This is a genomic window from Labrys neptuniae (assembly GCF_040797145.1).
Taxonomy (GTDB): Bacteria; Pseudomonadota; Alphaproteobacteria; order Rhizobiales; family Labraceae; genus Labrys; species Labrys neptuniae.
The window spans coordinates 1-25,858 of sequence record NZ_JBFNQD010000026.1 but is presented as its reverse complement, the minus strand read 5'-3'; the positions used below and the strand labels follow the sequence as shown (position 1 = coordinate 25,858).

Sequence of the window (25,858 nt, the reverse complement as noted above, 5' to 3'; positions counted from 1 at the left end):
TCCCGTTCGCTGGAATGGCCGCCTTCGGGCGGCCATTTCTTTTTAGACCGACGACATCGCCGCGCGGAAAGCGCGGACCATTTCGACTTGGGTCTGGCGCCGCCCGCCCACCGCAAAGCCGAGGCGAATGGCATCGGCGCTCCAGGGTTCCCCGGCAGCCGAACAGGAGCTGTGCACTTCGACAACGGGCAGGGCCGCCAGCAGCGCGGCAATATTGGCCGGCGTCAATCCCGAGCCCGGCATGATGCCGATGCGGCCGCCGGCTGCCCGATGCAGGCGCACCAATTCGTCCAGCCCCGCGGATGCGGTCAGCGCCCCTCCCGACGTCAGAATGCGCTCGAAGCCGAGCGCGATGGCCGTCTCCAGCGCCGCATGCCGGTCCGGCACCAGATCGAAGGCGCGATGCAGCGTGCTGCCGAGCTCTCGCGCCTGTCCGCGCAAGCGCGTCAGCAGGGCCTCGTCGAGCCCGCCATCGGGCAAGGAGGCGCCCAGCACCACCCCGGCGAGCTCCGCTCCACCCACCGCCTCGATATCGGCCAGCATGAGTTCGCCTTCCCGGACCGAGAAGACGAAGTCGCCGGCCCGCGGCCTGACCATGGCATAGACAGGGATCGGTGCCTGCGCCGCCAAGCGCATCAGGCCTGATGACGGCGTCAATCCGCCAAGCTCGAGCGCCGAGCACAGTTCGATGCGATCGGCGCCACCCTCGATCGCGGCCTCCAGGCTATAGGCGTCGGCAACGCAGACTTCGAGCAGGGCCGTCATGCGCGTTCTCCCTGATGGGCCAAGAGGGCCGCGCCAATCAATCCGGGCTCCGCCGCCAGAAGACTCGGCACCAGCAGCGGCCCGGCGGTCCGCCGCAGGATTCGGCGGCGTACGGCCTCGTCCAGCCTTGATATCAGTTCCGGCACGCTGGCGAGGCCGCCGCCGACCGGCACGATATCGGCGCCGACGATATTGACGGCCAAGGCCAGGGGGGAGGCGACGAGATCGACCTGGCAGGCCACCGTGCGCGCCGCGGCGGCATCGCCGGATCGCCAGGCCGCGATGATCTCGGTACTGTCGCGCTCCTCGTCGGTGAGGTGGCGATGCAGCCTCTCGAGGCCGCGCGCGCCCCCCACCGTGTCGACACAGCCCTTCTGGCCGCAGCCGCAGGCAAAGCGTGGAATCGCGACCGGCGGATCGCCCGCCTCGGTCGCCGCGACCGGTCCATGCCCCCACTCGCCCGCAAAACCGCCAGCCCCGGCGAGGATCCGCCCGTCGATGACGAGGCCGCCGCCGATGCCGGTGCCGATGATGATGCCGAAGACGATGCGATGCCCGCGCCCGGCCCCCTTCACGGCTTCGGCGAGGGCAAAGCAATCGGCATCGTTGGCGACGTGCACAGGCACGCCAAGCCGCTCGGCCAGGTCGGGAGCGAGCCGCCGCCCATCGATGCAGGGAATGTTGGCACAGGTGATGATCTCGCTGCGGGGATCGACGACGCCGGTGATGGACAAGGCGATGACATCCCCGGCTCCGCCTTGCCGCCTCAGATCCGCAAGCACCGCTACGAAGGCCTCGAAATCGCCGAGCGGCGTCGCAACCCGCGCAAAGGGCCTGATCTCGCCTCGCGGCGAGGCGATGGCCGCCTTGATGGCGGAGCCGCCGATGTCGAAGCAGATCGTCATTGACAGAAGGGACCTTCCAAACCGTTGTTTCCTGTATTAGGGCGTGGCGTCAGCTATGATTTCGCACTCCCATGGAGCAAAGCGCGTTTACACACCGACGCTGCGTTGCTCTGACTCTTTGGTTCGACGCGTCTTTGCGATTCTTGGCCACGCCGCCAAATCGCAAAACGCTTTGGAGGAGCTTATAAGGCCGCATGAGGCGCAAGGCAGCACCGACCATCAGCGACGTGGCCGCGCTTGCCGGCGTTTCCAGGGCCGTCGCCTCGCGCGCACTCTCCGCCTCCAAGCGGCCGGTGTCCGGTGACAAGCGCGACCGCGTCCTGGCCGCTGCCGCCGAACTCGGCTACCGCGTCAACCTCCTGGCACAGAGCCTGACGACCAAGACCGTCAATCTCGTCGCCGTCCTGGTCAACCACATTCACGACCTTTCCGACCTCGATCTGTTCGATCTGCTGCTGGCCGAGATCCAGGCGGGCGGCCGGCAGGTCATCCTGGTGCGGGTCGGCTCTACCGACAAGGTCGAGGAATTCCTGCGCCAGGGCGTGGCCTATCATGTCGACGCCGCCCTGGTATTCTCCGATTTCGCCGATGCCGCGACGGTGAGGCGCATGTTCCGCTCCGATCTGGTGATCATGCTCAACGGACGCCACGATCATCGCTCGCCCGCCATCATCCCGGACGAGGCCGTCGGCATCGGCCAGGCTGTCGCGGATGCCGCCGCGAAGGGCGTGAAGCGTGCCAGCCTTGTCACCGGGCGCGCGAGTTCCCTGGTTGAGCAGGCGCGCATCGGCCTTTATCGCCGAGCCTTCCAGTTCCACGACATCCAGCTGCTGCGAACCTGGCAGGGCGACTATTCCTATCGTTCCGGCCACGCCCTGGCACCGGGTCTGCTCGATGGTGGCCAGCCCGACGCCGTTTTCTGCACCTCCGATGCCATGGCGATGGGCATCCTCGACGTCTTTCGGACGGATTTTCCAGACAATCGGCCGGCGCGCTTCCGCCTCTACGGCTTCGACAATCTCTCGCTGCTCGATTTCGAAGCCTATCCGATCTCCTCGATCGGCTATGACAAGGCCGCCTACGTCGCCCGCATGCTGCGCCTGCTCAACGAACCGCCGGCCGGCGAAGGCACGTTCGCGCCGGAGCTGGTGCCGACCCGCTACGTGCCACGCCTGACGGGGTGATAGCCGCCCCCTCACCAAAGAGGGGTCAGCTTGGGCGGATTGGCCTTCTCGCCCCACCACTTCTTGTAATTGGCCTCATAGGCGCCGGACTGGATATAGTCGGACACGAACATGTCGAGCCAGCGCACGAATTCGGGATCGCCCTTGGCCACCGCAATGCCGATGGGATCGTTGGAATAGAGCCCCGGCAGTGTGACCAGCGAGGGATTCTTGGTGGCGAGATAGTCGAGTAGGGATGAATCCTCGATCGCCGCATCCACGCGCTTTTGCTGGAGCTGCAGCACGCCATCGGGCGCGAACTGGTCGACATAGACGAGATTGGCGGTCGGCACCGCCTTCTTGAGGAAACTTTCGCCGGTGGTGCCGCGCCCCACCACCACGGACTTGCCGCCGAGATCTTCCAGCTTGGTGATGCCGGCATCGGCCTGCACCAGGATGCGTAGGCCCGCCCGGTTATAGGGAATGGAGAAGTTCACCGTCTTCGCCCGTTCCAGCGTGGCCGAGGTATTGGCGACCACGATGTCGAGCTGTCCGGAGACCAGCATCGAAATGCGGGCGTCGCCGGAGACATCGGTGAATTCCACCGGTACGCCCAGTTTCTCGGCGAGAAGATTGGCGACGTCGACGTCGTAGCCGACCGGATTGTTCTGGGCATCGCGGAAGCCGATCGGCTCGCCGCCCAGCGAGACGCCGATGCGCACGCTGCCGCGCGAACGGATGTCGTCGAGCTTGCCGGCAAATGCCGGCAGGGCGGCGCAGGCGGCGATCGCCAATCCCAATAATGCAGACAGAATCTTCTTCATGATTGTGCACTCCCCTCTGTCAGATTGTTCTTGCTGGCCGGAGCTCGGGCTCGGCCATGGTATCGTCCCACAGCCAGTAGCGGATCTCGCCCTCGCAGCGGAAATTGACAACCTCGTGGCGGCCCTGGGCATCGGCCGCATGGATGACCACGCCGCCGAGAAAGCCCTCGCGGAGCTCGGCGAGCTCCTCCACGGCGAGATCGACAGCCTCGCGCAGCGAGCGGCCAAGCTTGAGGGCGAGCACGATGGTGCGCGCGGTGGCGCAGCGCATGGTCATCTCGCCGGTATGGGTGCAGGCGGCGGCGCCGTAGCGGCTGTCGGCATAGAAGCCGGCGCCGGGAATGGGGCTGTCGCCGAGGCGGCCCGGATATTTCCAGGCCCAGCCCGAGGTCGAGGTCGCCGTGTGGCTACCGCGCCTTGCGTCGGTGCTGAGAAAGACGGTGGTATCCCTCACTCGCTCCGGATCTGTGATCGCATGCGATAAAGGCGCGAGCGGTATATCGGGAAAGCGAGCCAGCTGCTCGGCTTCGAGCTCGACTTCGAGGCGTTCGCGCCAGACGCGCCTGGAATCGTCGATCAGCACCTCATCGACGGAGAAACCGATTTCACTGGCAAAGCGCCGGGCGCCCGCTCCTGTCAGCATGACATGGGGCAGGCGTTGCATCACCGCCTGGGCCAAGGCGGCGACCGGGATGGTATCGGGCACGGCGCCGACCGCCCCCACCTCCCTCGTGGTGCCGTTCATCACGGCGGCATCGCATTCCATTACGCCAAGCATGTTGGGCCAGCCGCCATAGCCAACGCTGCGCACGCGCGGTTCCGCCTCGACCTGCCCGATGCCGGCAACCATGGCATCGAGGCTATCGGCACCGGCCCGCAGCATCTCGACCGCGAGCGGGAATCCAGGCCAGGCTTCGGCATTGGCAAGGAGCAGCATGATGGAGCCTAATCTTTCCGCATTTTCGAAAGGAATTGCGCGATGCGCGGATGGTCGCGCCCGACTTCGGGAGCAAAAAAGGCTTCCGTCGGCAGGTCGACCAGCAACCTTCCATGTTCGAGGAAGACGATGCGATCCGAGATGCGCCGGGCGAATTCCACCTCATGGGTGACGAACAGCATGGTGGTGCCGGTGCGGGCGAGCTTGGCCAGAATGGTGAGGACCTCGGCGGTCATTTCCGGATCGAGCGCGCTCGTCACCTCGTCGAGCAGGAGATAGCGCGGATTCATGGCGAGCGCCCGGCAGATGCCGACACGCTGGCGCTGGCCGCCCGAGAGCTGGGCCGGAAAGGCACCCGCCTTGTCGCCCATGCCGACCTGCTCCAGCAGGACGATAGCGCGGTGCTCGGCTTCCGCCCGAGCCTGGCGCAGCACTTCCAGCGGTGCCAGGGTGATGTTCTGCAGCACGGTCAGATGCGGATAGAGATTGAAGAGCTGGAACACGGTCGCCGAACGCTTGCGCGCCTCGACGAGGTCGCGCGGCCTGGACACGTCGAAATCGTCGATGGTGATGCGGCCGGCGTCGAGCCTCTCCAACCCGTTGATGCAGCGGATCAGGGTGGACTTGCCCGAACCGGACGAGCCGAGCACGGAGACGACCTGCCCCGGCTCGATGGCGAGGTCCACGCCGTCGAGCACCCTATGTGCGCCGAAATCCTTGCAGACTTTCTCGACTTTCAGCACGTCAGATACCTCTCCAGGCGCTATGGGCCCTGAGCCTCGTCTCGTAACGCGCACCCAGCCAGGCCAACGTCTTGGCCGCCGCATAGTAGAAGAGGCCGACCACGCTCCACACCACGAAGGGCTTGAGCGTGCGCAGGTTGAGGATGTTGCCGACCTTGGTGAGGTCCATCACCCCGATCACCGAGATCAGCGAGGTGACCTGGAGCTGGTTGACCAGGAGCCCGGTCAGCGGCCCGATGGCGAAGGCCGTGGCCTGGGGCGCCACCACATGCTTGAGCACCTGCCAGCGAGAGAGGCCGAACACCCTGGCGGCTTCGAGCTGGTCGCGCCCCACCGCGTCGATCGCCGCCGTGGCGATCACATAGACGAAGGCGGCCGTGTTGCCGGTCAGGGTGATCGATGCCGCCGTGACGGGCGTGACGTTGATCTTCAGGAAGGCCGGCAGGCCGAAAAAGACCAGGAAGAGCTGCACGAGGACGGGCGAGTTCTTCAGCAATTCGGTCACGGCCGTCAGGACGGGGTTCAAGCCGGGCAGACGATAGAAGCGCAGCCCGGCCAGCAAGGCGCCGAGCGCGAGCCCGGCCAGCGTGGTGCCGGCGAACAGGCCGAGGGAAACGCCCAGCCCCTGCACCAGCAATACCAGGTCGTAGGGCGTGAATTCGGTGTAGCGCATCAGCGGACCGCCTCCATCATGTCGCGGTTGAGGCGGCGATGGATGAGGCCGATGGCGAGCGAGATGAGGTAGGTCATGGCAGCATAGAGGACGAGCAGCGCCGCATAGACCTCGAAGGGGCGGAAGGTGTTGGAGGCCACGATCTTGGCCGTGCCGGTCAACTCGTTCAGCGTGATGACCGAGAGGATCGAGGAGGTCAGGACCAGATTGACGAAGACCGAGCCCAGCGGTCGGATCGAGGTGCGCAGGGCGATCGGCATGACGATGCGGGTGAAGATGGCGCGCTTCGACAGGCCGCTCACTTCCGCCGCCTCCAGGATGCCGCTGTCGATGGCGAGAATCCCCGAGCGGATCACGTCGGAGGCGAAAGCGCCGCCGGCGATGGAGAGCGCGATCACCCCTGTGGCGAAGGCGTTGAGATAGATGCCGATCTCGGGCAGCCCGTAATAGAAGAAGAAAAGCTGCACGATGAAGGGGATGTTGCGGAAAAGGTCGACATAGACGAAGGCAACCCGCCGCAACCAAGGCGAGGCCGACGTGCGCGCGATCGCCACCAGCGCCCCGCAGACAAGGCTGCCGGCGAGAGCGAGGACACAGGCCTCCAATGTCAGCAGCGCCCCCTGGGCGAGGAAACCGACATAGGGCGTGAGGATGGCGAGATCGAAGCGCATGCCCGCTTCTTTGCTAAGTGAAACCGGTTTCACTCTGTGTTACGAACCCGGTGGTGTCAAGGAGCCGAGACGAGAGCGCCGGTCCGGGAACGGATATCTCAACGACATGCCACATGTCGCGATAGGCGCTCCCGGGTCTTGTTTTCGGGAAAGGAAGAGCGGACGGAGCGACAGGAAGTTCTGTCGCCAGGATGTCCGCTCCCGGGATATCGCTCAGCGAGCGGCTTCCCAGCCCTTGTAGTTCGCCAGATTCTCGCTGGTGATCAGCACGGGATCGAGCAGGATGACGTTCGGATCCGGCTTCTTGCCATCGACAATCCCCGCCGCCAGTTCCAGCGACTTGCCGGCCATGGCATAGGGATCCTGCGACGCAGAGGCCTTGATCATCGAGGTGCCGCTCTTGAGCTGGACCTCGATATCCGGGGCGCCATCGACGCTGGTGATGAAGAATTCGCTGCGGTTGAGCTGCTTGGCGGCGAGTTCGACGCCGATGGCAGTGGGGTCGTTGATCGCAAAGACGGCATCGACCTTCTGGAAGCGGGTGAGCAGGCTCTGGGCGATGGCAAGCCCGCCATCGCGCGAGCCCTTGGCGTCCTGGTCGTCGGAGAGAATCTTGATGTCGGGGCTCTTGGCGAACACCTCCTTGCAGCCCTTGACGCGATCGGTCACCGAGGAGACCTGCGGCCCGTTGACGATCAGGACACTGCCTTTGCCCTTGAGCTGGTCGACGATGTACTGGCAGGCTTCGGAGCCAGCCTTGACGTTGTCGGTCATCACCGTGACATCGGCGCCAGCCGCGGCGACGTCGAAGGCCGCCACCACGATGCCGGCAGCCTGTGCCTTCTTCACGGCCGGCAGGATCGCCTGCGGATCGACGGCGTTGAGCATGATGACGTTCACACCGGCGGCGATGAAATTGTCGATCTGGGTGAACTGCTTGTTGAGGTCGTAATCGGAGGAAACCGACGTTACTTCGGCGTTGGGATTGATGGCCTTGGCCTTGTCGGTAATGCCCTTGATCGTGGCGACGAAGAAGGGATTGCCGAGCGAACCGACCGAAATGCCGACCTTCTTCAGGCTCTGGGCCGATGCCGGGCCGGCAAGCCCCAGCGCTAGGGCCATGGCGGCCCCCGTCAACGCGGCGCCTGCAATGCGACGTGAAAACTTCATATGGCTCTCCTCTGGAAACCCTTCCTCCTCCTGCGGCCTCTGAACCGTCAGGGAGGCAAAAGGTCCGGGAGCACCGGTCCAAAGTCAAGCGTACCGGCGGGGTGGACAGCGAAATAATCGGACAAATGCAAGACCGAGCTGCCGGCGCCGGCTGCGGGGCCCATGGAGGCCCCGCCGCTCCGTCACTTCACCTGATATTCCACCCGGCGATCGAAGGAATAGAGGTCGTCGCGGCTGTATTTGGAGCGATCGTCCGCCGCGAAGGGGTCGCGGGCACCGCGGCCTTCCACCCGGATCACCAGGGTCAGGCCGCGATGGCGCAGGGCGTCGGCCACGGTCCGGGCCCGGGCCCGCGACAGGTCCATATTATATTGGGGATCGCCGCGCTCGTCGGTATGGCCGGTCAGGATCACCGCGCCGGCGCTCTGGGTCTTGAGGAAATTGAAGAGGTCGTCCACGGCTTTGTCGCCGTCAGGCGTCAGCACCGCCTCATTGGTGTTGAAGCGGATCGGCACCGGCACGGACACCGCGGTGAAATTGCGGAAGGTCGGCACCATCACGCCCTCGGCCTGTCCCCGCACGCCGCGCGAGGAAATATAGCTGGGCGCAAGCGACTTGGCCTGATAGGCGCGCTTGGCCAGATATTCCTCGATCTCGCGTGGCGGCGCCTTGGGCACGTCCTTGACGTTGCGGATGTCGTTGATGGCCGCTTCATAGGCCTCCACCGCGGCCGGATAATCCTTGCCGTCATATTTGACGTCGCCCAGCGCCATCGCCACCTGCCAGGGCCGGGCGATCGCCGCCGCACTGGCGACGGCCTGCGGGCTGTAGCCTCCCCCCGCCTGTTCGCCGCCAAGCAGGACGGCGAGGGCGATCGAGCGGCGCGCCTTGGCGACATAGGCACTGTCGCAGGTCGTATCCTTGGCGATGGCATCCGCCAGCGCCGGCAGGGCATCGGCCTTGCCGGCCCCGATCGCCGCCTTCACCTGCGCATCCAGGCTGGCGCAATCGGCCAGGGCCGCGCTTGCCGCCGCCAGGCCGATGGCCGTGGCGGCGCCGAGCTTCAGGATGAAGGAGACGCCCATCCTCACCTCCCTCACCGCACCGGGATCACGATGGCAGTGGACGCGACCGACTGCTTGGCGGCGTCGGGAGCGCCGGGGGCCACCTTGTTGCCCAGGGCCTGCTGGATCTTGGCGAACTGGGCCTGTTTGCGGCTGTCATTGTCGAGGCCGGAGGCTTCCTGGCGGTCCTCATTGGCTTCGACGATGATCTGGCGGGTCAGGCCCTGCTCGAAATTGGGGATCGAGGCAAAGCTGTTGGCCACCGGATCGACCGTCGTGCCGGCGATGCTGCGCGTTGCATTGCCCACGCGGCAGACAGCCACCACCTTCTCCTGGCCGGGATCGCGCAGCTTGAAGGCGAATTTCGAGCCGGAACCGCCCAGCACCACCCGCTCTCCCGCCCGAACCGCATTTTCGGTCTGGAACTTGTTGGGAAAGATGATGGTGCCGGTGCCCATCTTGTCGACATTCACCACGAAAAGGTTGCAGTCACGGGTGGAGATCACCTGCAACACCGCCTTGTCGCCGATGTTATAGGCGCTCTTGTCCGAGGTCAGCTGCAGATCGAAGGAACCGCCGGACGCAGGCTTGTCGATCGGCGGCGCCACGGCCTGGGCACCTTCGAGCTTGGAGGTATCGAGTACGCGATCCTCGGTGGCGCCTTCCACGAATTTCAGGAAGAGCTGCTCGAACTGGTCGCGCGGCACGATGCCCTGCTCCAGGCGCCGCATCAGGGCGATGGCTTCGGGACCGGCATCGATGAAGCGCTGCTTGAACTCTTCCGGCGGATAGCCGTATTCGGCTGCCGCGCGGCGCAGCGAGAGGTCGTCCTCATAGCGCTTGAACAGGGCATTGGTCATCTCGACGCCGGCCAGCTTCAGCGTCGGATCGAGCCCGGCCCGCTTCATCGCCGAATTGAAGCGCTGGAAGTCGTCCTCGATGATCGCATCCATCTTGGCATTGTCGGGATAGAGCGAGGCGACGGTATCCCGGATGTCCTTGGAGAAGGAACGGTCGGCGGTCACCGCCTTGCGCACCTCGTCCTTGGCCTTGCGCATGCCCTGGTCATGGCAGCCCATGCAGGAAATGCCGTTGGTCACCGAAAGGTCGCGCCGCGAGGGATCGCGCACGATCTGCGTCGGTCCCTTGTCGAGGCGCTCGCCGTTGGATTTGTTCAGGTAATAGCCCTGGAAGCCGTTGGGCAGGGAGAAGATGCTTTCGCCGCCATCATGATGGAAGCCGTTGGCGATGCCGTCCTGCTCCGGACCGAGCGGATGCAAGAAGAGGCTCTGCTTGCCCTTCGAACCGGCGAAGTCGTAGGAGGTCCAGAAATAGCCGGTGCTGATGGGATGACGCTCGATCAGGCGGTTGTTCTGCGACACGCCCGACTTCTGAAAGCCGGCACGCTGGGCGATGAACTTGTTGATGTTGTCCGCCATCGGCACGCCGAGCTTGTCGGTCAGGCCGGGGAAGTCGTTGGGCAGTTGCAGCAGCGTGTCATAGAGCGGGGGCTGGGACGCGGTGAAGGCGAACCAGTCGCCACGGACATAGGGCAGTTCGGTATTGGTCTGCTGGGCGATGAAATCGTAAGCCCGCACATCCGGCTTGGCGGCGTAGGGATAGTTGGCGAGCACCGTGTTCCAGTCGCTTTCCTGCCAGCCCAGGTCCTCGAGATTGACCGCCACAATGGTCTTGGCCTCGTCGACGGTGGCGAGCTTCACCACGTCGGAGCGCCGGCCGAGGCCGTTGATCAGCTTGACCAGGCCCTGGCGATAGACGTTCATCGCCTCGTCGCTGGCGCAGGCATTGTAGAGATTGGTCAGCGTGAAATAGCGCATGCCGCGCACGCGATGATCGTCCTGCTTCTGCAGATCAGCCGAGATCGCGGCGACGATGTCCTCGGACGTGACGAATTTGCGCCCGGTGCAGGCGGCGGCCTCCTGGTCGCCGGTGGCCTTGATCCAGGTGCGCAGCGCCTCGATATCCGCCGTCGTGACTTCCGGTTTCGTGGTGTCGAACTCGTAGTTCACGTCATACGGCATCTCCTTGTTGAGCACCTGCTGGAACAGCTTGGAGCCCTCGGGATTGCCGGCCTGAACGAGATGCGGATCCGCGGCGATCTCGTCCAGATGCAGGATATTGCCGAAATTCTTGGCCGGCTTCTCGCGGTTGAGCATGCCGTTCTGGTGGCAGCGCGAGCAATGCTTGTCCAGGACGTCGAAGGCGGCCTTGGCGATCGGATCGCTCGGCACCTTGATGTCCGCGGGGATGCCGGCAGCAGCGGCCGGGGCGGGCGCAGGCGCAGGCGCAGGTGCCGCGGGGGCGGGAGCCGCAGCCGGGGTCGGCGCCGGTGCAGGTGCCGGCTCTGGAACCGGTGCGGCAGCAGGCGCGGCAGCCGGTGCGGCAGGTGCAGGAGAGGCTGCAGGAGCGGCTGCTGGAGCGGCGGCGGGCGCAGGAGCCGGCGCAGGGGTCACGGCAGGGGCAGTGGCCGGTTCGGGCTCGGGCTCCACCACCGGTGCGGCAGGCGCCGCCGCAGGTGCCGGGGCGGGCTTGGGCGTCTCGGGCGCGGCTGCGGTCGGCGCAGGGGCAGGAGCCTCGGCCTGTGCCGGGGCGGCAGCGGCCGGAGCGGCGGGCTTGGCCTGTGCCGGTGTCTCGTCAGGCGCGGGAGCGGCGCTATTCTGGGTACTGGTCTGGGCAAAGACCTGCGAGGTCGAGGCCGCCAGCCCCACCGTCAACAGGGCGCCCGCGACCATCAGGCCGGCGATGCGCAAGGGATTGCGGTAAAACATGACGGTCTCCTCACGGGACGATTTGGCGGAAGGGAGCGGCGAAGCCGCGCCATCCGAATTGCTTGTTGGCCTCGGCGTCTGCCGCCTGCCCGGCAAGGACGAGCCAGCGGCCCGAACCGGGCAGCGCCCTGCCGGTCGACGGTTTCGGCCGCATGATTGCTACCATCGGACCGGCGGTAAAGTCGTTCTGGCTGCAGGTCATGGCGAGCTCCTCACGGCACGATTTCATAGCGCATGGTCGCGACGGAGCGTCCAACCGCCTTGGCATTGGCCTTGACACTGTCCGCATTGGCGGGCCTGGCAAGGCTGTCGGCAAGTTCGGGCAGCACCTGCTCATTGACCTCATCCTGCGGGATCACATCGATCTTGCGCGTGACGAAGCCTTTCGACAGCTTCAGAGGATCGATCGCAACCAACGCCAGGACTGTACCTTTTGTCACAGAGGTCGCATCGAAGCGCATGCCGTAGCTGGCATCCGGCACCATGATCGGGCTGCCGGCATGGATGCGGCCATCCTTGCCGTGGGCGGCGGCGATCGCATTGGGGAAGAGCTGCACCACCTCGCCCTCGTCGGAGATCGACAGCAGAATCAGGAAGCCGTCCTGCGACGAGGTCACCTTGAAGCGCATGTCCTTGGTGCCCAAACGCACGGGTGAAGGTGGAAACTGCTCGACGGTGACACTGTCCGACAGCTTGGCGCCCAGGAGATCGAGGATCTTGTCTGCCGTCGGCTTGCCCTGGTTGAGCGCCTCGCCACTGCCTGTCTTGTCGGCCGCGACCTTGAGGGCAGCGCCCTCCCCCGACAGCATCGGCGTCAGGCCCATCTCGCAACGGTCGCGATGACGCCCGCAATAGGCCGAGGATTGCGCCCTGACATAGTCGAGCAGTTCCTGGTTCGAGACGGTGCCGTTGCCATTGGCGTCGGCCAGTCCCTTCTCGATGCCATCGGCAAAGGCCGTGGTGAAGACGCCGCGATAGGCAGGTGCGGCTTCCTCGTCGACCAGGGCGGTCTGGGCGGGCGAGACCGCCTGCCACTTGACGAAATCCGCTCCTGCCGGCTCAGGGGCAGCCACCGGCTCCTCACCGAGCGCGGGCTCGACCACGATCGAACGGGTGGAGCCATCGAGCTGCGGCGAGCGGGCCGCCGGGTTCCCCCCGACGCCGGCTTCCACGCTGATCGCCCGCGTCACGGTGCCGGCATGGCTGGAATCGATCACTTCCGTGATCCGGCGGCCGGCAAGCCTGCCGAGCTGCCGGTCGATCTCGTTGCGACTCAGCGCATTGCCGAAACCGCCCGGCTTCGTGGTGGCGTCGAACGGCAGAAGAATGTCCTCGCGCCCGCCGCCCGTCTTGGCGGACTGGCCCTGGCCGGCGAAATAGAAGAACACCCGCTCGCCCGGCTTGCTGCGGCCAAGCCAGTCCTGCAGGCCGGTGCGAATGGCCGCCGTGGTGGCCCGATCGTCGACGAGGAGCCGGATGTCGTCCTGGCCGTAGCCGAGCGTGCCCGTCAGCAGGGCCTGCATGCGCAGGGCATCGGCACGGGCCCCGCCCCCGAGCTCGGCCGAAAGCTTGCTTTCCCGATAGGTGTCAATGCCGACGATCAGGGCCCTGTCGGCCAAGGCCGGGCCGGCGGTCACCAGGGCCGCCAAGCCCGTACCGATCAGGCCCGTAGCGATCTGGAGGTGCCGCATGAAGCGCATCATGGCGTCCCCGCGCTGGTGAAGACATTGGCGATGCCGACCGTGACCGACTGGCCGCTAAGGGCGTTCTTCAGCGTGTCGGGCAGGTCCTGGGCGGCCTGCGGGCTCGACAATTTCTGCAGGGCGGTATGCAGCTGGTCCAGTGGCTGGTCGGACAGGATGGCGACCAGATGCTCGGCACCGAAAGGAGGATCGCGCACCTGCAGCGGCAGGGTGAACGGCTTGCCGCTCCAATCCTCGTCGCGTTCGGCCTGGGAGGTCGGATAGAGGAATTCGACCTTGCCGTTGGGCGGCAGGTTGAACAGTGTCATGAAATGGTGGTTGGAGGCGGCCAGGCCCACGGTCAGCTTTTCGCCGCGGTTGAAGGTACGCGAGCCGCCCGCCACTTCGAAAGGCTGGATCGAGCCCCCCGCCATGGCCTGCAGGAAAGAGATCGCACGCCATTTGGCGACGATGCCGCCGAGACCGGAAGGCTGCACGCCCTCGGCCACCACGCCGGCCACGCGCTTTTCCACCGTGCCGGCCGCCGCATCATAGACGAGGTCGGCCCCGGCCTCGTCGCTCACCAGCGTCGCGCCAGGGGGCGCTTCGGCGAGGTTGCCATTGCGCACGGCGAGCTTGAGCTGGGTATTGGCCGCGACCTGTTCGGCAACGGCGATCGCCTTCACGATATCGTCCTGGCTCCCCGCCGGGCCGGCCGCGACGGAGCGGAAGACGGGAATGTCGCGGCTAATATCGGGGAAGGACTGCGAGACCTGCTGGCTCTGCGTCGCCTGCAGCACGAAAGCGCGTACGAAGGCGACGAGTTCCTTCTCGGTGGTCACGCCGTCATGATTGGCGTCCGCCTTGCCCTCCAGCGCGCGCGAAAAGGCATAGGACAGGGCGCCGCGCGGCTGGCCGTCGATCGCCACCTCCGGCACCAGCTTGTCGTCGGCAACGCCCGCCAGGAAGGTGAAGGGATCGTTGGCGGCGATCTTGGTGGAGACGTCGGGCACGGGCGGGGCGAATTCCAGCAATTCTTCGCGCGAGATCTTGGCCTGGGGCGTCGCTCTGTAGGTCAGGCCCAAGGTGACCGAACGATACATCGTGCCGGAGTTGCAGGCATCGATGACGACGATGGGATAGACCTGCCTGGCCGCAGCCTGCTTGAGCAGCACGGCCATTTCCTTGTCGACGATGCGGTTGAGAGCGCCTGGCAGCTTGGGGGCGAAATCCGTCATCACCAGGATGTTGTTCAAGCCGTCGGGTGAATCGGGATCGTTCGGCTTGCCTGGCTCGCGCGAGCCATGGCCGGCATAGGTGAAGTAGAAGGTGTCGCCGGGCTGGGCCTGATCCATCAGCTCCTTCCAGGCGGCCAGGATATTGGGCTTGGTCGCCTGCTTGTCCGTGATCAGGGTCAGCTTCTTGACGCCGGCCTTGGTCAGCGCCTGGGCGATATCCTTGGCATCGTTGACGGCGCCGTGCAGGGAGTTGATCGGCGCGTCATAGGCGTCGATACCCACCACCAGCGCATAGGAATCGGCAGCCAGCACCGGTGAAGCGAGAACCAGCCCCGCCCCGGTCAGAACCGCCCTGATCGACGTCAGTATTCTCGGCGCTCGCACCACGTGTCGTCCCTGCCTGAAGCAAAGCGCGCTTATGAAAAACGCCGCCTGGCTCTTACTCTTTGTTTTGACGCGCTCTGCGTGATTCCTCCGGGACAGGAGCGCCCCGCCCCGGAAAACCTGCTTGGAGCCTGGTCCGATCAATCGATCGGATCAGGCTCCAAGCCTTTGTTTCAACGCATAATCCTATCCAAAAAGCCGTGCAGCTTCTTGGGACTATGTTCTAGGGCTTCTTCGGCGCCTTGCCCGGGATCGCCGGCAGCGTCACCAGGAAGGCCGCCATCGCCTTGCGGTCGTCGTCGCTGAGATGGCCCGTATTCTGGATCACCTCAGCCATGCTGCCACCGGCCGAATCGTAGTCAGGCGTGAAGCCATCCTTCAGGAAACTCGCGACCTGTGCCTCGGTCCAGCTGCCGATGCCGTCGGCATGGGGGGTGATGTTGGGCACCCAGCCCTTGCCTTCCGGATCGGGCCCGCCCGAGAAGCGTTTATCCGCTTCAATACCGCCAAAGGCGTTGCGCGGGCTGTGACATTCGGAACAGTGCCCCGGACCGAGCACCAGATAGGCGCCGCGATTCCACTCGGCGCTTTTGGACGGATCGGGCTTGAAGGGCTTGTCGTCGAAGAACAGGAACTTCCAGCCGCCGAGCAGCCGGCGGATGTTGAAGGGAAAGCCGATCGCATGCGGCTTGTCGACGGTATCGACCGCCGGCAGCGTCTTCATATAGGCATAGAGATCGCGCACATCCTCCAGCTTCAGCTTGGCGTAGGAGGTGAAGGGAAGAGCCGGATAAAGATGCTCGCCCTCGCGCCCGACGCCGCGCTGCAGGGCGTTGACGAACTCCAATTCGCTCCAGGCGCCGATACCCTGCTTGGCATCGGGGGAAATATTGGGGGCGTAGAAGGTGCCGAAGGGTGAGCCCAGAGCCAGGCCACCGCCGAGCTTGAGCCGCTCTTCCTGGCCGGGCGACTTGTGGCAGGAGACGCAGCCACCGACGTTGAAAATGGTCTCGCCATTGGCAAGGTTCGGCTTGTAGTCGGCCGTGAGAACGGAGGCCGGCAAGGGCGAGGGTTGCGTGACGAACCAGAATACGCCCAGCCCGATCAGGCCGAGCACCACCAACCCACCGAGTATTCGCTTGAGTGACATCCGGGAAAGCCCCCTTTTCCGGCTTGAACGCCATTGTCCAGGCCTGTCTCGCCCGACAGCCGCCGCCCCGGTTTTATTCCCGGTCCGCACCCGCCCGCAGGATTCCCGGCCCTTATCGTCTTTTGACCCGGCCGTCCCGTTGCGGCATGTCCCCGGGTCATCGAGGCGTCGTGTGATGTGGCGGAGCCGCCAGCCACCGCGAAGACGCCTCAAAACGACATTACCGGGACGAGCCCGGCAATGTCAGCTTGAGATCAATTTTCGGTGAAGCATCCCGGCAGGTCTGCTCCAACCTCAGTTCTTCTTGATGCGGTAGGTGCCGTGGCAGGCATTGCAATTGGAGGCAACCGTGCCGAAAGCCTTGGCGAAGCTGGCTTGGTCGGCGGCGGCGAGAGCAGCGGTTGCATCGGTGCCGAGCTTGGCGGCTGCAGTCTTGAAGCCAGCCTGGTCCTCCCAGATCTTCGGCGCGGCGGTGGTCGGATCGGTGCCGCCGGTCTTGCTGTCATCGGGGAAGAGCGTGGGCAGCTTGGCCGAGTCGTCGATATAGACCTGCAGCAACGCCTTGACCTTGGCCGCGTCGAACGGCGTCTCGCCCTTGGCGACCGCCGCCAGTTCCTTGGTGTTCTTGGCCATGGTCTTCATCAAGGCCTGACGATCCTCGATCGGGCCGGCGAAAGCCGAGGCGGCGCCGACAGCAACCAGAGCGGCGGCAATAACGAAACGTTTCATACAGTTCTCCCTCACATGGGCAAAACGACGCGGTGGCGAATAGCACCTTTTTTTTGTTTCAATCGCAAGTGGGTAGCTTTGAATTATTTCAAATCATACGGCAGATTTTGCGCTTGACCTTTGCGGATGTCATGGTCGCGTCACGCCTGATCGCCGGGGCCGGACCGGCATGCGTTCGGCCGTTGGCCGGCATCGTCGATCAAAAAAGTATCGGTCTTCACATCGATGGCTGGTAGCTGGCGCCACCGCCATGCAGTAGGCTTCCTCATACCGGGCAAGCTTCGACAAGAAAGATGCCAAGCTCCGGGATAGGGGAGGCGAAGGCGATGGAGCCACAGCTCGAACTGGTGCAGATCCATAGCGGCGAATCCTTCATCGTCTGGGCGCATGGCTACCCCTTCCGTACGGTTCGCTGGCATTTTCATCCCGAATACGAGATTCACCTGATCACCGATACCAACGGGCACTACTTCGTCGGCGATTTCATCGGCGACTTCGTGCCCGGCAATCTGGTGATGACGGGCCCCAACCTGCCGCACAACTGGATCAGCGACGTTCCCGAGGGCACCACCATCCCGCGCCGCTGCATCGTGCTGCAATTCACCCAGACCTTCATCGAATCCTGCATCGGCGTGTTCCCTGAACTCGAACCGGTCGCCACCCTGCTGGACGAGAGCCGGCGCGGCCTCCTGTTCCGGCCCGAGGCCGGCGAAACTGCCCGCAAGGTCCTGACGGCGCTTCTCAATGCCCATGGGGCGGAGCGCATCGCCCTGTTCGTGCAGCTGCTCGGCCTGCTCACCGCCGACAGGGGCCGCAAGAACCTCACCAGCGCAGGCTATCTCCCCGACCCCTCGGCCTATATGTCCGGCGGCATGAACCGGGCGCTCGCCTATGTCGGGGAACATCTCGAGGGTAATATGAGCGAAGGCGCGATCGCCGCCATTGCCGGGATGACGCCGGGCGGCTTCTCGCGCGCCTTCAAGCGCCACACCGGCATGACCTTCGTGCACTATGTCAACCGCATGCGCATCAACCTGGCCTGCCAGCTGCTGATGAGCGAGAAGAGCCCTGTGACCGACATCTGCTTCCGGATCGGCTTCAACAACCTGTCGAATTTCAACCGGCATTTCGCCCTGCAGAAGGGCATGTCGCCGAGCCGTTTCCGCGCCCTGTTCAACGAAAACCGCACCGCCAATTTCGCGGCGTGACGGCGGTTCCATCAGCAGACCGCGACCACGAACAATCGATACCCCAGCCCAGAGGAACGCCATGCCTGCCAGCAATTCGAGAATGACGGCCATCGTCTGCCACGGCCCCGAGGACTACCGCGTCGAGGAAGTCGGCCGTCCGGTGGCCGGCCAGAACGAGCTGGTCGTGAAGATCGGCGCCTGCGGCATCTGCGCCAGCGACTGCAAATGCTGGTCGGGCGCCGCCATGTTCTGGGGCGGCAAGAACCCCTATGTGAAGCCGCCCGTCATCCCCGGTCATGAATTCTTCGGCTATGTCGAGGAGCTGGGCGCAGGAGCGGCCGAGCATTTCGGCGTGAAGGCCGGCGACATGGTGATCGCCGAGCAGATCGTGCCCTGCGACCGCTGCCGCTATTGCCGCTCGGGCAGCTACTGGATGTGCGAGGTGCACAACATCTTCGGCTTCCAGCGTGAAGTCGCCGATGGCGGCATGAGCGAATATATGAAGTTCCCCTCCACCGCCCGTGTGCACAAGATCCCAGCGGAGATGCCGCTGGCCGATGCCGCGGTGATCGAGCCCTTGTCCTGCGCCATCCACACGGTGCAGCGCGGCGACATCCAGCTTGCCGACGTGGTGGTGATCGCCGGCGCCGGCCCTCTCGGCCTGCTGATGACCCAGGTCGCCCGGCTGAAGACGCCCAGGAAACTGGTGGTCGTCGACCTGATGGAAGACCGGCTGGAGCTCGCCAGGGGTTTCGGGGCCGACGTCACCATCAATCCCAAGATGCAGGATGTCGACGAGGTCGTGCGCTCCCTCACCGACGGCTATGGCTGCGACGTCTATATCGAGACCACCGGCCATCCCTCGGGCGTTACCCAGGGCCTGCAGATCATCCGCAAGCTCGGGCGCTTCGTCGAATTCTCGGTCTTCGGCAAGGAGACCTCGGCGGACTGGTCGATCATCGGCGATCGCAAGGAGCTCGACATCCGCGGCGCCCATCTCGGCCCCTATTGCTACCCGATCGCCATCGACCTGCTGACGCGGGGGCTGGTGACCTCGAAGGGCATCGTCACCCATCAATATGACCTGGCCGACTGGGACGAGGCCCTCAAGCTCGCCAACTCCACCGACTCGATCAAGGTGCTGCTGACGCCGGGCTATCGCAAATAAGGCCCTAAGCAGGAAGGCGGCTCGCTGAGAGAGAAAAACACTCCGAATTGTCATAGCCGGGCTTGACCCGGCTATCCGGAAGCCGCCCGCACAACCGGGGTCGAGGCTGGATTGCCGGGTCAAGCCCGGCAATGACAAAGGTCGTGCAAGCCCGACAAGGCCCAAGTCAACTCTATCGCCCCCAAGCAGCGTTTTCCTGCTTGGGCGGCTCCGATCTTCCGTCCAACAGGTCAAAGCATAGGCAGGGATCGTCCCTCGTCTTCTCTCCCAAGCAGAGGGGAACCCTGCCCGAGGGCCGGCGCGTCTTGCGTCCCAGCGCGCCGGCCCTCATATCTTGCGCAAACGGGCATCTGTTTCGCCCCCGGATCCGCATGAACTATCTCGCCCATCTCCTGCTCTCGCCGCCCGATGCGGCGTTCCGGGTCGGCAATCTCCTGCCGGACCTGCTGCGACTGCCGCAACTCGAACAGTTCGACGGCCGCTATCGTGACGGCATCGCGCTGCATCGGCGCATCGATGCCTTCACCGATGCCCATCCCCTCACGCGGCGCAGCCGGCAACGCCTGTGGCCGACTTTCAGGCGCTTTTCCGGCGTGATCGTGGATGTCGTTTACGACCATTGCCTGATCCAGCGCTGGGAGCACTATCACGAACAGCCCCTGCCGCTCTTCCTGGCCGAGGTGCGGGCATCCTTGCCCGAGCTGCGCGAGGATTTGCCGGACAAGGCCTATCGGCGCATCGATTCCCTCACGCAATGGCTCGGCGACTACGAGACCATGGCAGGCGTCAGCACCGCCATGACCGAACTTGGCAAGCGCCTGCGCCGGCCAGTGGAATTCGTCGGGCTCCAGGCTGCGCTGGAACGCCAGCAGCAGGGATTTCTCGACGATTTCGACGCCTTCTTCCCCGATCTCGTCGCCATGACTGAAACCGCCATGAATGGGAGCGCTCAAAAGTAATCTAATTGTAATGATACCTTAGCTCCTCGTTAACACCTGTGCCCAAACATTGTCGTGCGGGGGCAAGAAACGAGGAATTCATGCAAACATGACTCAACTATCGATTTTCGCGCTGGTCATTTTCGTTCTTTCGACCACAGGTGTACTTGCATCATCACCAAAATCTTTGGGTGTATTCGGCAAATGGAGCACGTGGTCCTATAGTGATAACTCTGGGAACCACTGTTTCATCTATTCGAGCCCGATCAGCAAGGAGCCAGCATCGCTCAATCACGGCGATGTTTCCTTCTTCATTCGTGCCGCCAGGCAGACGGAAGCCCGCAGCGAGGCAAGCCTGCAGACCGGCTATGCCCTTGCCGGCAATGCCGACATCCTGGTCAGTGTGGGGGCCCAGCCCTTCCACATGATCTCGTCCGGCAATGGCGCCTGGTTGCGCCGGACGGGCACGCGGGAGACGGAATTCCTCACCGCGCTGAAGCAGGAGCGCACCATGACCGTCGACGCGGTCTCGGGCCGGGGCAACAAGACCCATTACGTCTTTTCGCTCGACGGCGTGACCAAGGCGATGGCGCGCCTGCGCCAGGCCTGCCCCTGACGGGGACGATCACCGGCGTCATGCCGCCGGCTCGCCACTCCCATCGACGGCGCGCCGTCATTGCGAGCGCAGCGAAGCAATTCAGTTTCTCCCATGGCGCAGAGCCTGGATTGCTTCGCCATGCCAATCCTGCGGATTGGCAGAGCCCGCAATGACGGCCATCGGATCATCGTTAACGGGCCAGGGACCTCCCGTAAGGAAAGATTCACTATCCTCGCGCTAGTCTGCGGGCCTGAAAGTGTCTCCAGTTGCGTTTGAGTGATTTCATGACCTCCTCCTGGCTTTCGTATTCGTTTCAAGACCGGGAGACATCGTCCCCCTGCCCTTCTTCCTGGTCCGGCGCCACATTGCGCCGCCTGAGCGCCCTGACTTCCGCCCTCGTCGTCGCCTTCACCATCCCGGCTTTCGCCAACGAGGAACCCAACTATTCCCCGCGCACCTATGAACTGACCTTGCGGGCTATCTCCGCCTATGAGGAGATCGCCGACAGTGGCGGCTGGCAGGCCTTGCCGCCGGCCGCTGCGGGCCTGAGGATCGGCGCCAAGGGCAAGTTCGCCAAGGCCCTGCGCGACCGGCTCACCGCCACCCGCGACCTCGATCCGTCCCTGCCGCCCAGCAGCGAGTTCGACCAGGCCACGCAGGATGCGCTCAAGCACTTCCAGGCCCGACACGGCCTGAGCGAGACCGGCTCGGTCGGCCGCCTCACCATGCTGGCGCTCAACGTGCCGGTGGAGCAGCGGCTGCGCGAGCTCGACGCCTCCGCCAACCGCCTGGCCGCCCTCAAGTTCAAGTTCGGCGAACGCTACATCGTCTCCAACATTCCCGCCGCCGCCCTGGAGGCGGTCGACAATGGCGTGGTGGCGCGCACCTACACCACCGTGGTCGGCCGGCCCGACCGCGCCTCGCCGACGCTGCAGACCAGGGTCATCGCCGTCAACATCCTGCCCTACTGGAACGCGCCGCAGTCGATCTTCAAGGCCGACATCATGCCCAAGCTTCAGAAGGACCCGGGCTATCTGAAGGCCAACCATCTCAGGCTCTATCGCGGCCGCCAGGAGATCGATCCGACCACCGTGGACTGGAGCAAGGCGCGCGCTTCCGATTTCCTCGCCAAGCAGGATCCCGGGGTGTGGAACTCGCTCGGCTTCCTGCGCATCGACATGCCCAACTCCGATGCCGTCTACATGCACGACACCTCACACCGCGAGCTCTTCCGCAACGATGTTCGCTTCCAGTCCTCGGGCTGCATCCGCGTCGCCGGCGCACAGGATCTCGCTGCCTGGATCATGGAAGGTTCCGACTGGAGCGGTCAGGCAATCCAGGACCAGATCGATTCCGGCGAACCCAAGACCATCAAGCCGGCCAAGCCGATTCCCGTCGCCTGGGTCTACCTGACGGGCTGGGGCGGCCCCGACGGCAGCGTGCAGTTCCGCCCGGACGTCTACAATTTCGACACGCCGGCCGATCAGCTCGTGGCCAAGGACGCCAATGCCCAGCCCACCCCGGTGGACCGTACCGGCTCGGTGCCGGTTGCACCGCCCAAGACGGCAAAGCCGGCGGCGTCCAAGCCCGCCGCAGCCAAACCGATTTCCGCCTCCAAACCAGCTTCCTCCTCCATGCCTGCCGCCCCGGCCAAACCGGCCACCGTCAAGCCTGCGAGCGTCAAGGCCGTGACCGTGAAGGCGCCTGCCAGCAGGACGGTAACGATCAAGACCATTCCCGTCTCGGTCAGCCTGCCGGCCAACTGATCGCACGCGGCACCCCACCGCCCTTCTGCTCGACGCCCCGGCCCCAATGCCGGGGCGTTGCGCATTCCAGGCCACTTTCTTGGATGTTCATATAGTTATAAATTGACTAGCCTTACCAAAGCTAGTAATAATATGACTATGGCAAATTTCAAACGCTCGCCGCTTGCCCTCGCCGTGCTCGCGCTTCTGATCGAAGCGCCCATGCATCCCTATCGCATGCAGCAATTGCTGAAATCGCGCGGCAAGGAGGAGGTCATCAATATCCGCCAGCGCGGCTCGCTCTATCAGACCATCGAGCGGCTCGAACGCGAAGGCCTGATCGCCCCCGGCAGCACCGAGAAGAGCGAGGGGCGGCCGGAGCGGACCATTTATGAAGCAACCCCGCTCGGGCGGACGGCTGCCGTCGATTGGCTGCGCACCATGCTGGCCGAACCTCATAACGAATTCCCGGAATTCCCGGTCGCCATGTCCTTCCTTCCCCTGCTTTCGCCGGAGGAAGTCGTGCCGCTGCTCGAAACCAGGCTGACCGCCTTGCGCAGGCGTGAATTCGAGCTTGCAGCGGAGCTGGAGACCTATCTCGCCAGGCTGCCACGCGTCGTGCTGCTGGAAAGCCAGTATATGCTGGCCATCGTGAGCGCGGAGCGAAACTGGATCGAGGGGGTCGTCGCCGATCTCCATTCGGGCCGACTTGCCTGGTCGATCGAGGAACTCGAAAAGGCCGCCGCCCAGTTCGAGGGCGAACAGCCGCCCCGCCCCGGATAAGCCCGCTCCCCGGCGCTCCACCCATAATCCCAAGGAAAACCGCGGCCAGCCTCTTTCGAGGCGGATGTCGCGCGGCCTTCATCGACCGCCAGCCACCCGCCGGGGCGCCCCGCGCGGGAAAGGAGGAACCATGCCCAATGTCCCCGAGAAGCGAAATCTGAGCGTCATCATCGTCGGCGCCGGCACCGGTGGCCTCTGCCTTGCCCATGGCCTCAAGCGGGCCGGCATCGCCGTCAACGTGTTCGAACGCGACCGCACCCGCAAGGACGGGCTGCAGGGCTTCCGGGTCGGCATCGACCCCGATGGCTGCCGCGCGCTCGACGCCAACCTGCCGCCGGCGCTGTACGAGACCTTTCTGGCGACCTGCGCCATCTCCCCGCAATGGTTCAACATGCTCAGCGAGCATTATGGCGAATTGCTGAGCCTGCAGCCCAGCCCGCCCAGGGATCCCCGGCATGGCGAACGTTCCGTCAGCCGCATGACGCTCCGCCAGGTCCTGCTGACGGGGCTGGAAGACGTCACCCATTTCGACAAGATGTTTTCCCGCTACGAGCAGCGGGCGGACGGCAAGGTCGAGGCCTTCTTCGAAGACGGATCGAGCGCGGTCGCCGACGTGCTGGTCGCGGCCGACGGCTCCAACTCGCGCATCCGCCGGCAATATCTGCCGCAAGCCGGCATGGACGACACGCTGATCCGCTCGATCGGCGGAAAGGTGCCCGCCACGCCGGAAACCCTGGCACTTCTCACCCCCAAGATTCACCGCGGCGTAACGCTGATCCTGGCCCCAAGGGGTTTCGGCGGCATTCTCCATGTCATGGAGTTTCCCTGGGACGAGGCTGGTGCCCCCAAGCACGGCATCGGCGCGACGGATGCCGACCTGATCGCCCAATGGCCCGGCCTGCGCTTCGACAACAGCCGCGACTATATCAGCTGGGGCATCTGGGCAGCCGCCGACAAGTTTCCCGAAGACCTGCGCACGATGAACGGGGAAGCCCTGCTGGCCCTGAGCCGGCGCCTCACCGCCACATGGCATCCGGACTGGCGCAAGCTGCTGGCCGCTTCCGATCCGAATTCGGTGTTTCCGGTTGTCATCCGCACCTCGGTGCCCATCGAACCCTGGGCGCCTTCCAATGTCACCTTGCTGGGTGATGCCATCCACACCATGACCCCGGGACGCGGGGTCGGCGCCAATACGGCGTTGCGCGATGCCGCGCTGCTGACCCGCCATCTGCAGGCGGTGCAGGAGGGCCGTTCGGGCCTGGTGGCGGCGATCGGCGCCTATGAAGCCGAGATGCGGCGATACAGTGCCGAAGCGGTCGAACGGTCACGCCGGCAGATGGACGGGCGCTCGGCGATCCACAAGCCGGTGATCGGACGCATCCTGCTGGCCTGCCAGCGCACCGCCATGCGCCTCGTCAACATCACGCCGCCGCTGAAGCGAAAGATGCTGCGCTCGCTGGAGGCCCTGCGCGGCGGCGAGCGCAAGGCGGAGGGACCGGCCTGACGCCCAAGGCCGCTCGGTCGAAAACAGGCAGGGACACGCCATTCATGCTAAGCTGGCGCAACCGAACCGACGGTGGGTGATCGCCATGTTGGAAGCGGACAAGCTGTTCACGGGCTCGATTCCGGAAAACTACGACCGCTATATGGTGCCGCTGATTTTCGAGGCGTTTGCCGTCGACCTGGCGCGACGGGCCGCGTCCCTGTCGCCCATTTCGGTCCTGGAAATCGCCGCGGGCACGGGGGTCGTCACCCGCGAACTCGCGCCAAAACTGTCTCCCGACGCCCACTATGTCGTCACCGACCTCAACCAGCCGATGCTCGACTACGCCGCTTCGCGGCAGGCTCCCGACAGCCGCATCACCTGGCGCCAGGCCGATGCCCTGGCCCTGCCTTTCGACGATGCGGCCTTCGATCTCGTCTGCTGCCAGTTCGGCGCGATGTTCTTTCCCGACCGGCCGGCCGCCTATCGCGAAGCAAGGCGGCTGCTCAGACCCGGCGGCCATTTCCTGTTCAACGTCTGGGATCGGATCGAGGAAAATGTCTTTGCCGATGAGGTGACGAAGGCCCTGGCGGGGATCTTCCCGGACGATCCGCCGCGCTTCCTGGCGCGCACGCCGCATGGCTATCACGATACCGGATTGATCCGAAGGGAGTTGGAGGGCGCCGGCTTCGCCCGCGTGCTGATCGAGACGAGGGCCGAGCAAAGCCGTGCCTCCTCACCGCGACTGCCGGCCCTTGCCTATTGCCACGGAACCCTGCTTCGCACCGAAATCGAGGCCAGGGCGGCAGGAACGCTCGACGCGGCAACCGATCATGCGGCAGCCGCGATCGCAGCCCGGCACGGCCATGGAGAGGTTGCCGCCAAGATTCAGGCGCACATCGTCGTGGCAGCGGTCTAGTTTCCATGTAGTTCGCTTACAATGAAAAACGTGCGCGAACTTACCGCCACTGAAGTAAACTGCATGGGGACTAGCACTACTTTGGCAGATTAAGTGCTTGTTAAGTTATCTGATCAATGCTGATCGCTTGAGGAGGGTCCCGAGCGA

At 64.8% G+C, this 25,858-nt stretch carries 24 protein-coding genes; 9 read left to right on the top strand and 15 right to left on the bottom strand.

The window, feature by feature from the left end:
• Positions 1-42 precede the first annotated feature (42 nt).
• Positions 43-765 carry a copper homeostasis protein CutC gene (locus ABXS05_RS32885; RefSeq protein ID WP_367626806.1) on the bottom strand — a complete coding sequence of 241 codons (723 nt, stop codon included), beginning with the start codon at positions 763-765 and terminating at the stop codon, positions 43-45.
• On the bottom strand, positions 762-1,670 hold the full coding sequence (locus tag ABXS05_RS32880; protein ID WP_367626805.1) for an ROK family protein: 909 nt from the start codon (positions 1,668-1,670) through the stop codon (positions 762-764). The genes ABXS05_RS32885 and ABXS05_RS32880 overlap by 4 nt, the downstream gene beginning before the upstream one ends.
• A gap of 194 nt (positions 1,671-1,864) precedes the next feature.
• Between ABXS05_RS32880 and ABXS05_RS32875 the strand changes: the two genes are divergently transcribed.
• Entirely contained in the window at positions 1,865-2,854 is a 990-nt protein-coding gene (locus tag ABXS05_RS32875) for a LacI family DNA-binding transcriptional regulator (protein ID WP_367626804.1), read from the top strand.
• Positions 2,855-2,865: 11 nt separating this feature from the next.
• Here the strand turns inward: ABXS05_RS32875 and ABXS05_RS32870 are convergent, their stop codons facing one another.
• The 13 genes from ABXS05_RS32870 to ABXS05_RS32810 all read right to left on the bottom strand — a co-directional run bounded on the left by ABXS05_RS32870 (position 2,866) and on the right by ABXS05_RS32810 (position 16,887).
• Positions 2,866-3,657: a transporter substrate-binding domain-containing protein gene (locus ABXS05_RS32870; protein ID WP_367626803.1), complete on the bottom strand. Its 792-nt coding sequence runs from the start codon at positions 3,655-3,657 to the stop codon at positions 2,866-2,868.
• Between the two features lie 19 nt (positions 3,658-3,676).
• Entirely contained in the window at positions 3,677-4,594 is a 918-nt protein-coding gene (locus ABXS05_RS32865) for an isoaspartyl peptidase/L-asparaginase (protein WP_367626802.1), read from the bottom strand.
• Between the two features lie 8 nt (positions 4,595-4,602).
• Positions 4,603-5,337 (bottom strand): amino acid ABC transporter ATP-binding protein, encoded by a 735-nt coding sequence (locus tag ABXS05_RS32860; protein WP_367626801.1) that lies wholly within the window; start codon positions 5,335-5,337, stop codon positions 4,603-4,605.
• A gap of 1 nt (position 5,338) precedes the next feature.
• The gene (locus tag ABXS05_RS32855; RefSeq protein WP_311944124.1) at positions 5,339-6,010 is read right to left on the bottom strand and encodes an amino acid ABC transporter permease; all 672 of its coding nucleotides are present in this window, start codon (positions 6,008-6,010) and stop codon (positions 5,339-5,341) included.
• Entirely contained in the window at positions 6,010-6,681 is a 672-nt protein-coding gene (locus ABXS05_RS32850; protein WP_311944123.1) for an amino acid ABC transporter permease, read from the bottom strand. The genes ABXS05_RS32855 and ABXS05_RS32850 overlap by 1 nt, the downstream gene beginning before the upstream one ends.
• A gap of 213 nt (positions 6,682-6,894) precedes the next feature.
• Positions 6,895-7,851 (bottom strand): ABC transporter substrate-binding protein, encoded by a 957-nt coding sequence (locus ABXS05_RS32845; RefSeq protein WP_311944118.1) that lies wholly within the window; start codon positions 7,849-7,851, stop codon positions 6,895-6,897.
• Between the two features lie 182 nt (positions 7,852-8,033).
• Positions 8,034-8,936 carry an OmpA family protein gene (locus ABXS05_RS32840; RefSeq protein ID WP_367626800.1) on the bottom strand — a complete coding sequence of 301 codons (903 nt, stop codon included), beginning with the start codon at positions 8,934-8,936 and terminating at the stop codon, positions 8,034-8,036.
• A gap of 11 nt (positions 8,937-8,947) precedes the next feature.
• Positions 8,948-11,704, bottom strand: a complete 2,757-nt coding sequence (locus ABXS05_RS32835; protein WP_367626799.1) for a DUF4384 domain-containing protein — start codon at positions 11,702-11,704, stop codon at positions 8,948-8,950.
• A gap of 10 nt (positions 11,705-11,714) precedes the next feature.
• A complete protein-coding gene (locus ABXS05_RS32830; protein WP_367626797.1) occupies positions 11,715-11,906 on the bottom strand; it encodes a hypothetical protein in 192 nt (63 codons plus the stop codon).
• Positions 11,907-11,916: 10 nt separating this feature from the next.
• Positions 11,917-13,395 (bottom strand): caspase family protein, encoded by a 1,479-nt coding sequence (locus tag ABXS05_RS32825; protein ID WP_367626796.1) that lies wholly within the window; start codon positions 13,393-13,395, stop codon positions 11,917-11,919.
• Between the two features lie 8 nt (positions 13,396-13,403).
• On the bottom strand, positions 13,404-15,011 hold the full coding sequence (locus tag ABXS05_RS32820) for a caspase family protein (RefSeq protein WP_367626795.1): 1,608 nt from the start codon (positions 15,009-15,011) through the stop codon (positions 13,404-13,406).
• A 220-nt stretch (positions 15,012-15,231) separates the two neighbouring features.
• Positions 15,232-16,158: a c-type cytochrome gene (locus ABXS05_RS32815; RefSeq protein WP_311944263.1), complete on the bottom strand. Its 927-nt coding sequence runs from the start codon at positions 16,156-16,158 to the stop codon at positions 15,232-15,234.
• Between the two features lie 294 nt (positions 16,159-16,452).
• Positions 16,453-16,887, bottom strand: coding sequence for a c-type cytochrome (locus ABXS05_RS32810; protein ID WP_311944265.1), 435 nt, complete (start codon positions 16,885-16,887; stop codon positions 16,453-16,455).
• A 326-nt stretch (positions 16,888-17,213) separates the two neighbouring features.
• On the opposite strand from ABXS05_RS32810, the gene ABXS05_RS32805 reads away from it, so the two are divergent.
• The 8 genes from ABXS05_RS32805 (at position 17,214) to ABXS05_RS32770 (ending at position 25,711) form a co-directional block, all read left to right on the top strand.
• Positions 17,214-18,095 carry an AraC family transcriptional regulator gene (locus ABXS05_RS32805; RefSeq protein WP_311944266.1) on the top strand — a complete coding sequence of 294 codons (882 nt, stop codon included), beginning with the start codon at positions 17,214-17,216 and terminating at the stop codon, positions 18,093-18,095.
• 61 nt (positions 18,096-18,156) lie between these two features.
• Positions 18,157-19,245: an alcohol dehydrogenase catalytic domain-containing protein gene (locus tag ABXS05_RS32800; protein ID WP_311944267.1), complete on the top strand. Its 1,089-nt coding sequence runs from the start codon at positions 18,157-18,159 to the stop codon at positions 19,243-19,245.
• Positions 19,246-19,616: 371 nt separating this feature from the next.
• Complete coding sequence (locus ABXS05_RS32795; RefSeq protein WP_367626794.1) at positions 19,617-20,204, top strand: acyl carrier protein phosphodiesterase; 588 nt, start codon at positions 19,617-19,619, stop codon at positions 20,202-20,204.
• Positions 20,205-20,370: 166 nt separating this feature from the next.
• On the top strand, positions 20,371-20,799 hold the full coding sequence (locus tag ABXS05_RS32790) for an invasion associated locus B family protein (protein ID WP_311944270.1): 429 nt from the start codon (positions 20,371-20,373) through the stop codon (positions 20,797-20,799).
• 266 nt (positions 20,800-21,065) lie between these two features.
• Positions 21,066-22,547, top strand: coding sequence for a L,D-transpeptidase family protein (locus ABXS05_RS32785; protein ID WP_367626793.1), 1,482 nt, complete (start codon positions 21,066-21,068; stop codon positions 22,545-22,547).
• Positions 22,548-22,685: 138 nt separating this feature from the next.
• Positions 22,686-23,309 carry a PadR family transcriptional regulator gene (locus ABXS05_RS32780; protein WP_367626792.1) on the top strand — a complete coding sequence of 208 codons (624 nt, stop codon included), beginning with the start codon at positions 22,686-22,688 and terminating at the stop codon, positions 23,307-23,309.
• A 130-nt stretch (positions 23,310-23,439) separates the two neighbouring features.
• On the top strand, positions 23,440-24,813 hold the full coding sequence (locus ABXS05_RS32775) for an FAD-dependent oxidoreductase (RefSeq protein ID WP_367626791.1): 1,374 nt from the start codon (positions 23,440-23,442) through the stop codon (positions 24,811-24,813).
• Positions 24,814-24,898: 85 nt separating this feature from the next.
• The gene (locus tag ABXS05_RS32770; RefSeq protein WP_367626790.1) at positions 24,899-25,711 is read left to right on the top strand and encodes a class I SAM-dependent methyltransferase; all 813 of its coding nucleotides are present in this window, start codon (positions 24,899-24,901) and stop codon (positions 25,709-25,711) included.
• Positions 25,712-25,858 lie beyond the last annotated feature (147 nt).

What these genes read in the sequence shown, in the direction of transcription:
- ABXS05_RS32885 (WP_367626806.1), bottom strand. Translation starts at nt 765, where the DNA reads ATGACGGCCCTGCTCGAAGTCTGCGTTGCCGACGCCTATAGCCTGGAG.
- ABXS05_RS32880 (WP_367626805.1), bottom strand. Translation starts at nt 1,670, where the DNA reads ATGACGATCTGCTTCGACATCGGCGGCTCCGCCATCAAGGCGGCCATC.
- ABXS05_RS32875 (WP_367626804.1), top strand. Translation starts at nt 1,865, where the DNA reads ATGAGGCGCAAGGCAGCACCGACCATCAGCGACGTGGCCGCGCTTGCC.
- ABXS05_RS32870 (WP_367626803.1), bottom strand. Translation starts at nt 3,657, where the DNA reads ATGAAGAAGATTCTGTCTGCATTATTGGGATTGGCGATCGCCGCCTGC.
- ABXS05_RS32865 (WP_367626802.1), bottom strand. Translation starts at nt 4,594, where the DNA reads ATGCTGCTCCTTGCCAATGCCGAAGCCTGGCCTGGATTCCCGCTCGCG.
- ABXS05_RS32855 (WP_311944124.1), bottom strand. Translation starts at nt 6,010, where the DNA reads ATGCGCTACACCGAATTCACGCCCTACGACCTGGTATTGCTGGTGCAG.
- ABXS05_RS32850 (WP_311944123.1), bottom strand. Translation starts at nt 6,681, where the DNA reads ATGCGCTTCGATCTCGCCATCCTCACGCCCTATGTCGGTTTCCTCGCC.
- ABXS05_RS32845 (WP_311944118.1), bottom strand. Translation starts at nt 7,851, where the DNA reads ATGAAGTTTTCACGTCGCATTGCAGGCGCCGCGTTGACGGGGGCCGCC.
- ABXS05_RS32840 (WP_367626800.1), bottom strand. Translation starts at nt 8,936, where the DNA reads ATGGGCGTCTCCTTCATCCTGAAGCTCGGCGCCGCCACGGCCATCGGC.
- ABXS05_RS32835 (WP_367626799.1), bottom strand. Translation starts at nt 11,704, where the DNA reads ATGTTTTACCGCAATCCCTTGCGCATCGCCGGCCTGATGGTCGCGGGC.
- ABXS05_RS32830 (WP_367626797.1), bottom strand. Translation starts at nt 11,906, where the DNA reads ATGACCTGCAGCCAGAACGACTTTACCGCCGGTCCGATGGTAGCAATC.
- ABXS05_RS32825 (WP_367626796.1), bottom strand. Translation starts at nt 13,395, where the DNA reads ATGCGGCACCTCCAGATCGCTACGGGCCTGATCGGTACGGGCTTGGCG.
- ABXS05_RS32815 (WP_311944263.1), bottom strand. Translation starts at nt 16,158, where the DNA reads ATGTCACTCAAGCGAATACTCGGTGGGTTGGTGGTGCTCGGCCTGATC.
- ABXS05_RS32810 (WP_311944265.1), bottom strand. Translation starts at nt 16,887, where the DNA reads ATGAAACGTTTCGTTATTGCCGCCGCTCTGGTTGCTGTCGGCGCCGCC.
- ABXS05_RS32805 (WP_311944266.1), top strand. Translation starts at nt 17,214, where the DNA reads ATGGAGCCACAGCTCGAACTGGTGCAGATCCATAGCGGCGAATCCTTC.
- ABXS05_RS32800 (WP_311944267.1), top strand. Translation starts at nt 18,157, where the DNA reads ATGCCTGCCAGCAATTCGAGAATGACGGCCATCGTCTGCCACGGCCCC.
- ABXS05_RS32795 (WP_367626794.1), top strand. Translation starts at nt 19,617, where the DNA reads ATGAACTATCTCGCCCATCTCCTGCTCTCGCCGCCCGATGCGGCGTTC.
- ABXS05_RS32785 (WP_367626793.1), top strand. Translation starts at nt 21,066, where the DNA reads ATGACCTCCTCCTGGCTTTCGTATTCGTTTCAAGACCGGGAGACATCG.
- ABXS05_RS32780 (WP_367626792.1), top strand. Translation starts at nt 22,686, where the DNA reads ATGGCAAATTTCAAACGCTCGCCGCTTGCCCTCGCCGTGCTCGCGCTT.
- ABXS05_RS32775 (WP_367626791.1), top strand. Translation starts at nt 23,440, where the DNA reads ATGCCCAATGTCCCCGAGAAGCGAAATCTGAGCGTCATCATCGTCGGC.
- ABXS05_RS32770 (WP_367626790.1), top strand. Translation starts at nt 24,899, where the DNA reads ATGTTGGAAGCGGACAAGCTGTTCACGGGCTCGATTCCGGAAAACTAC.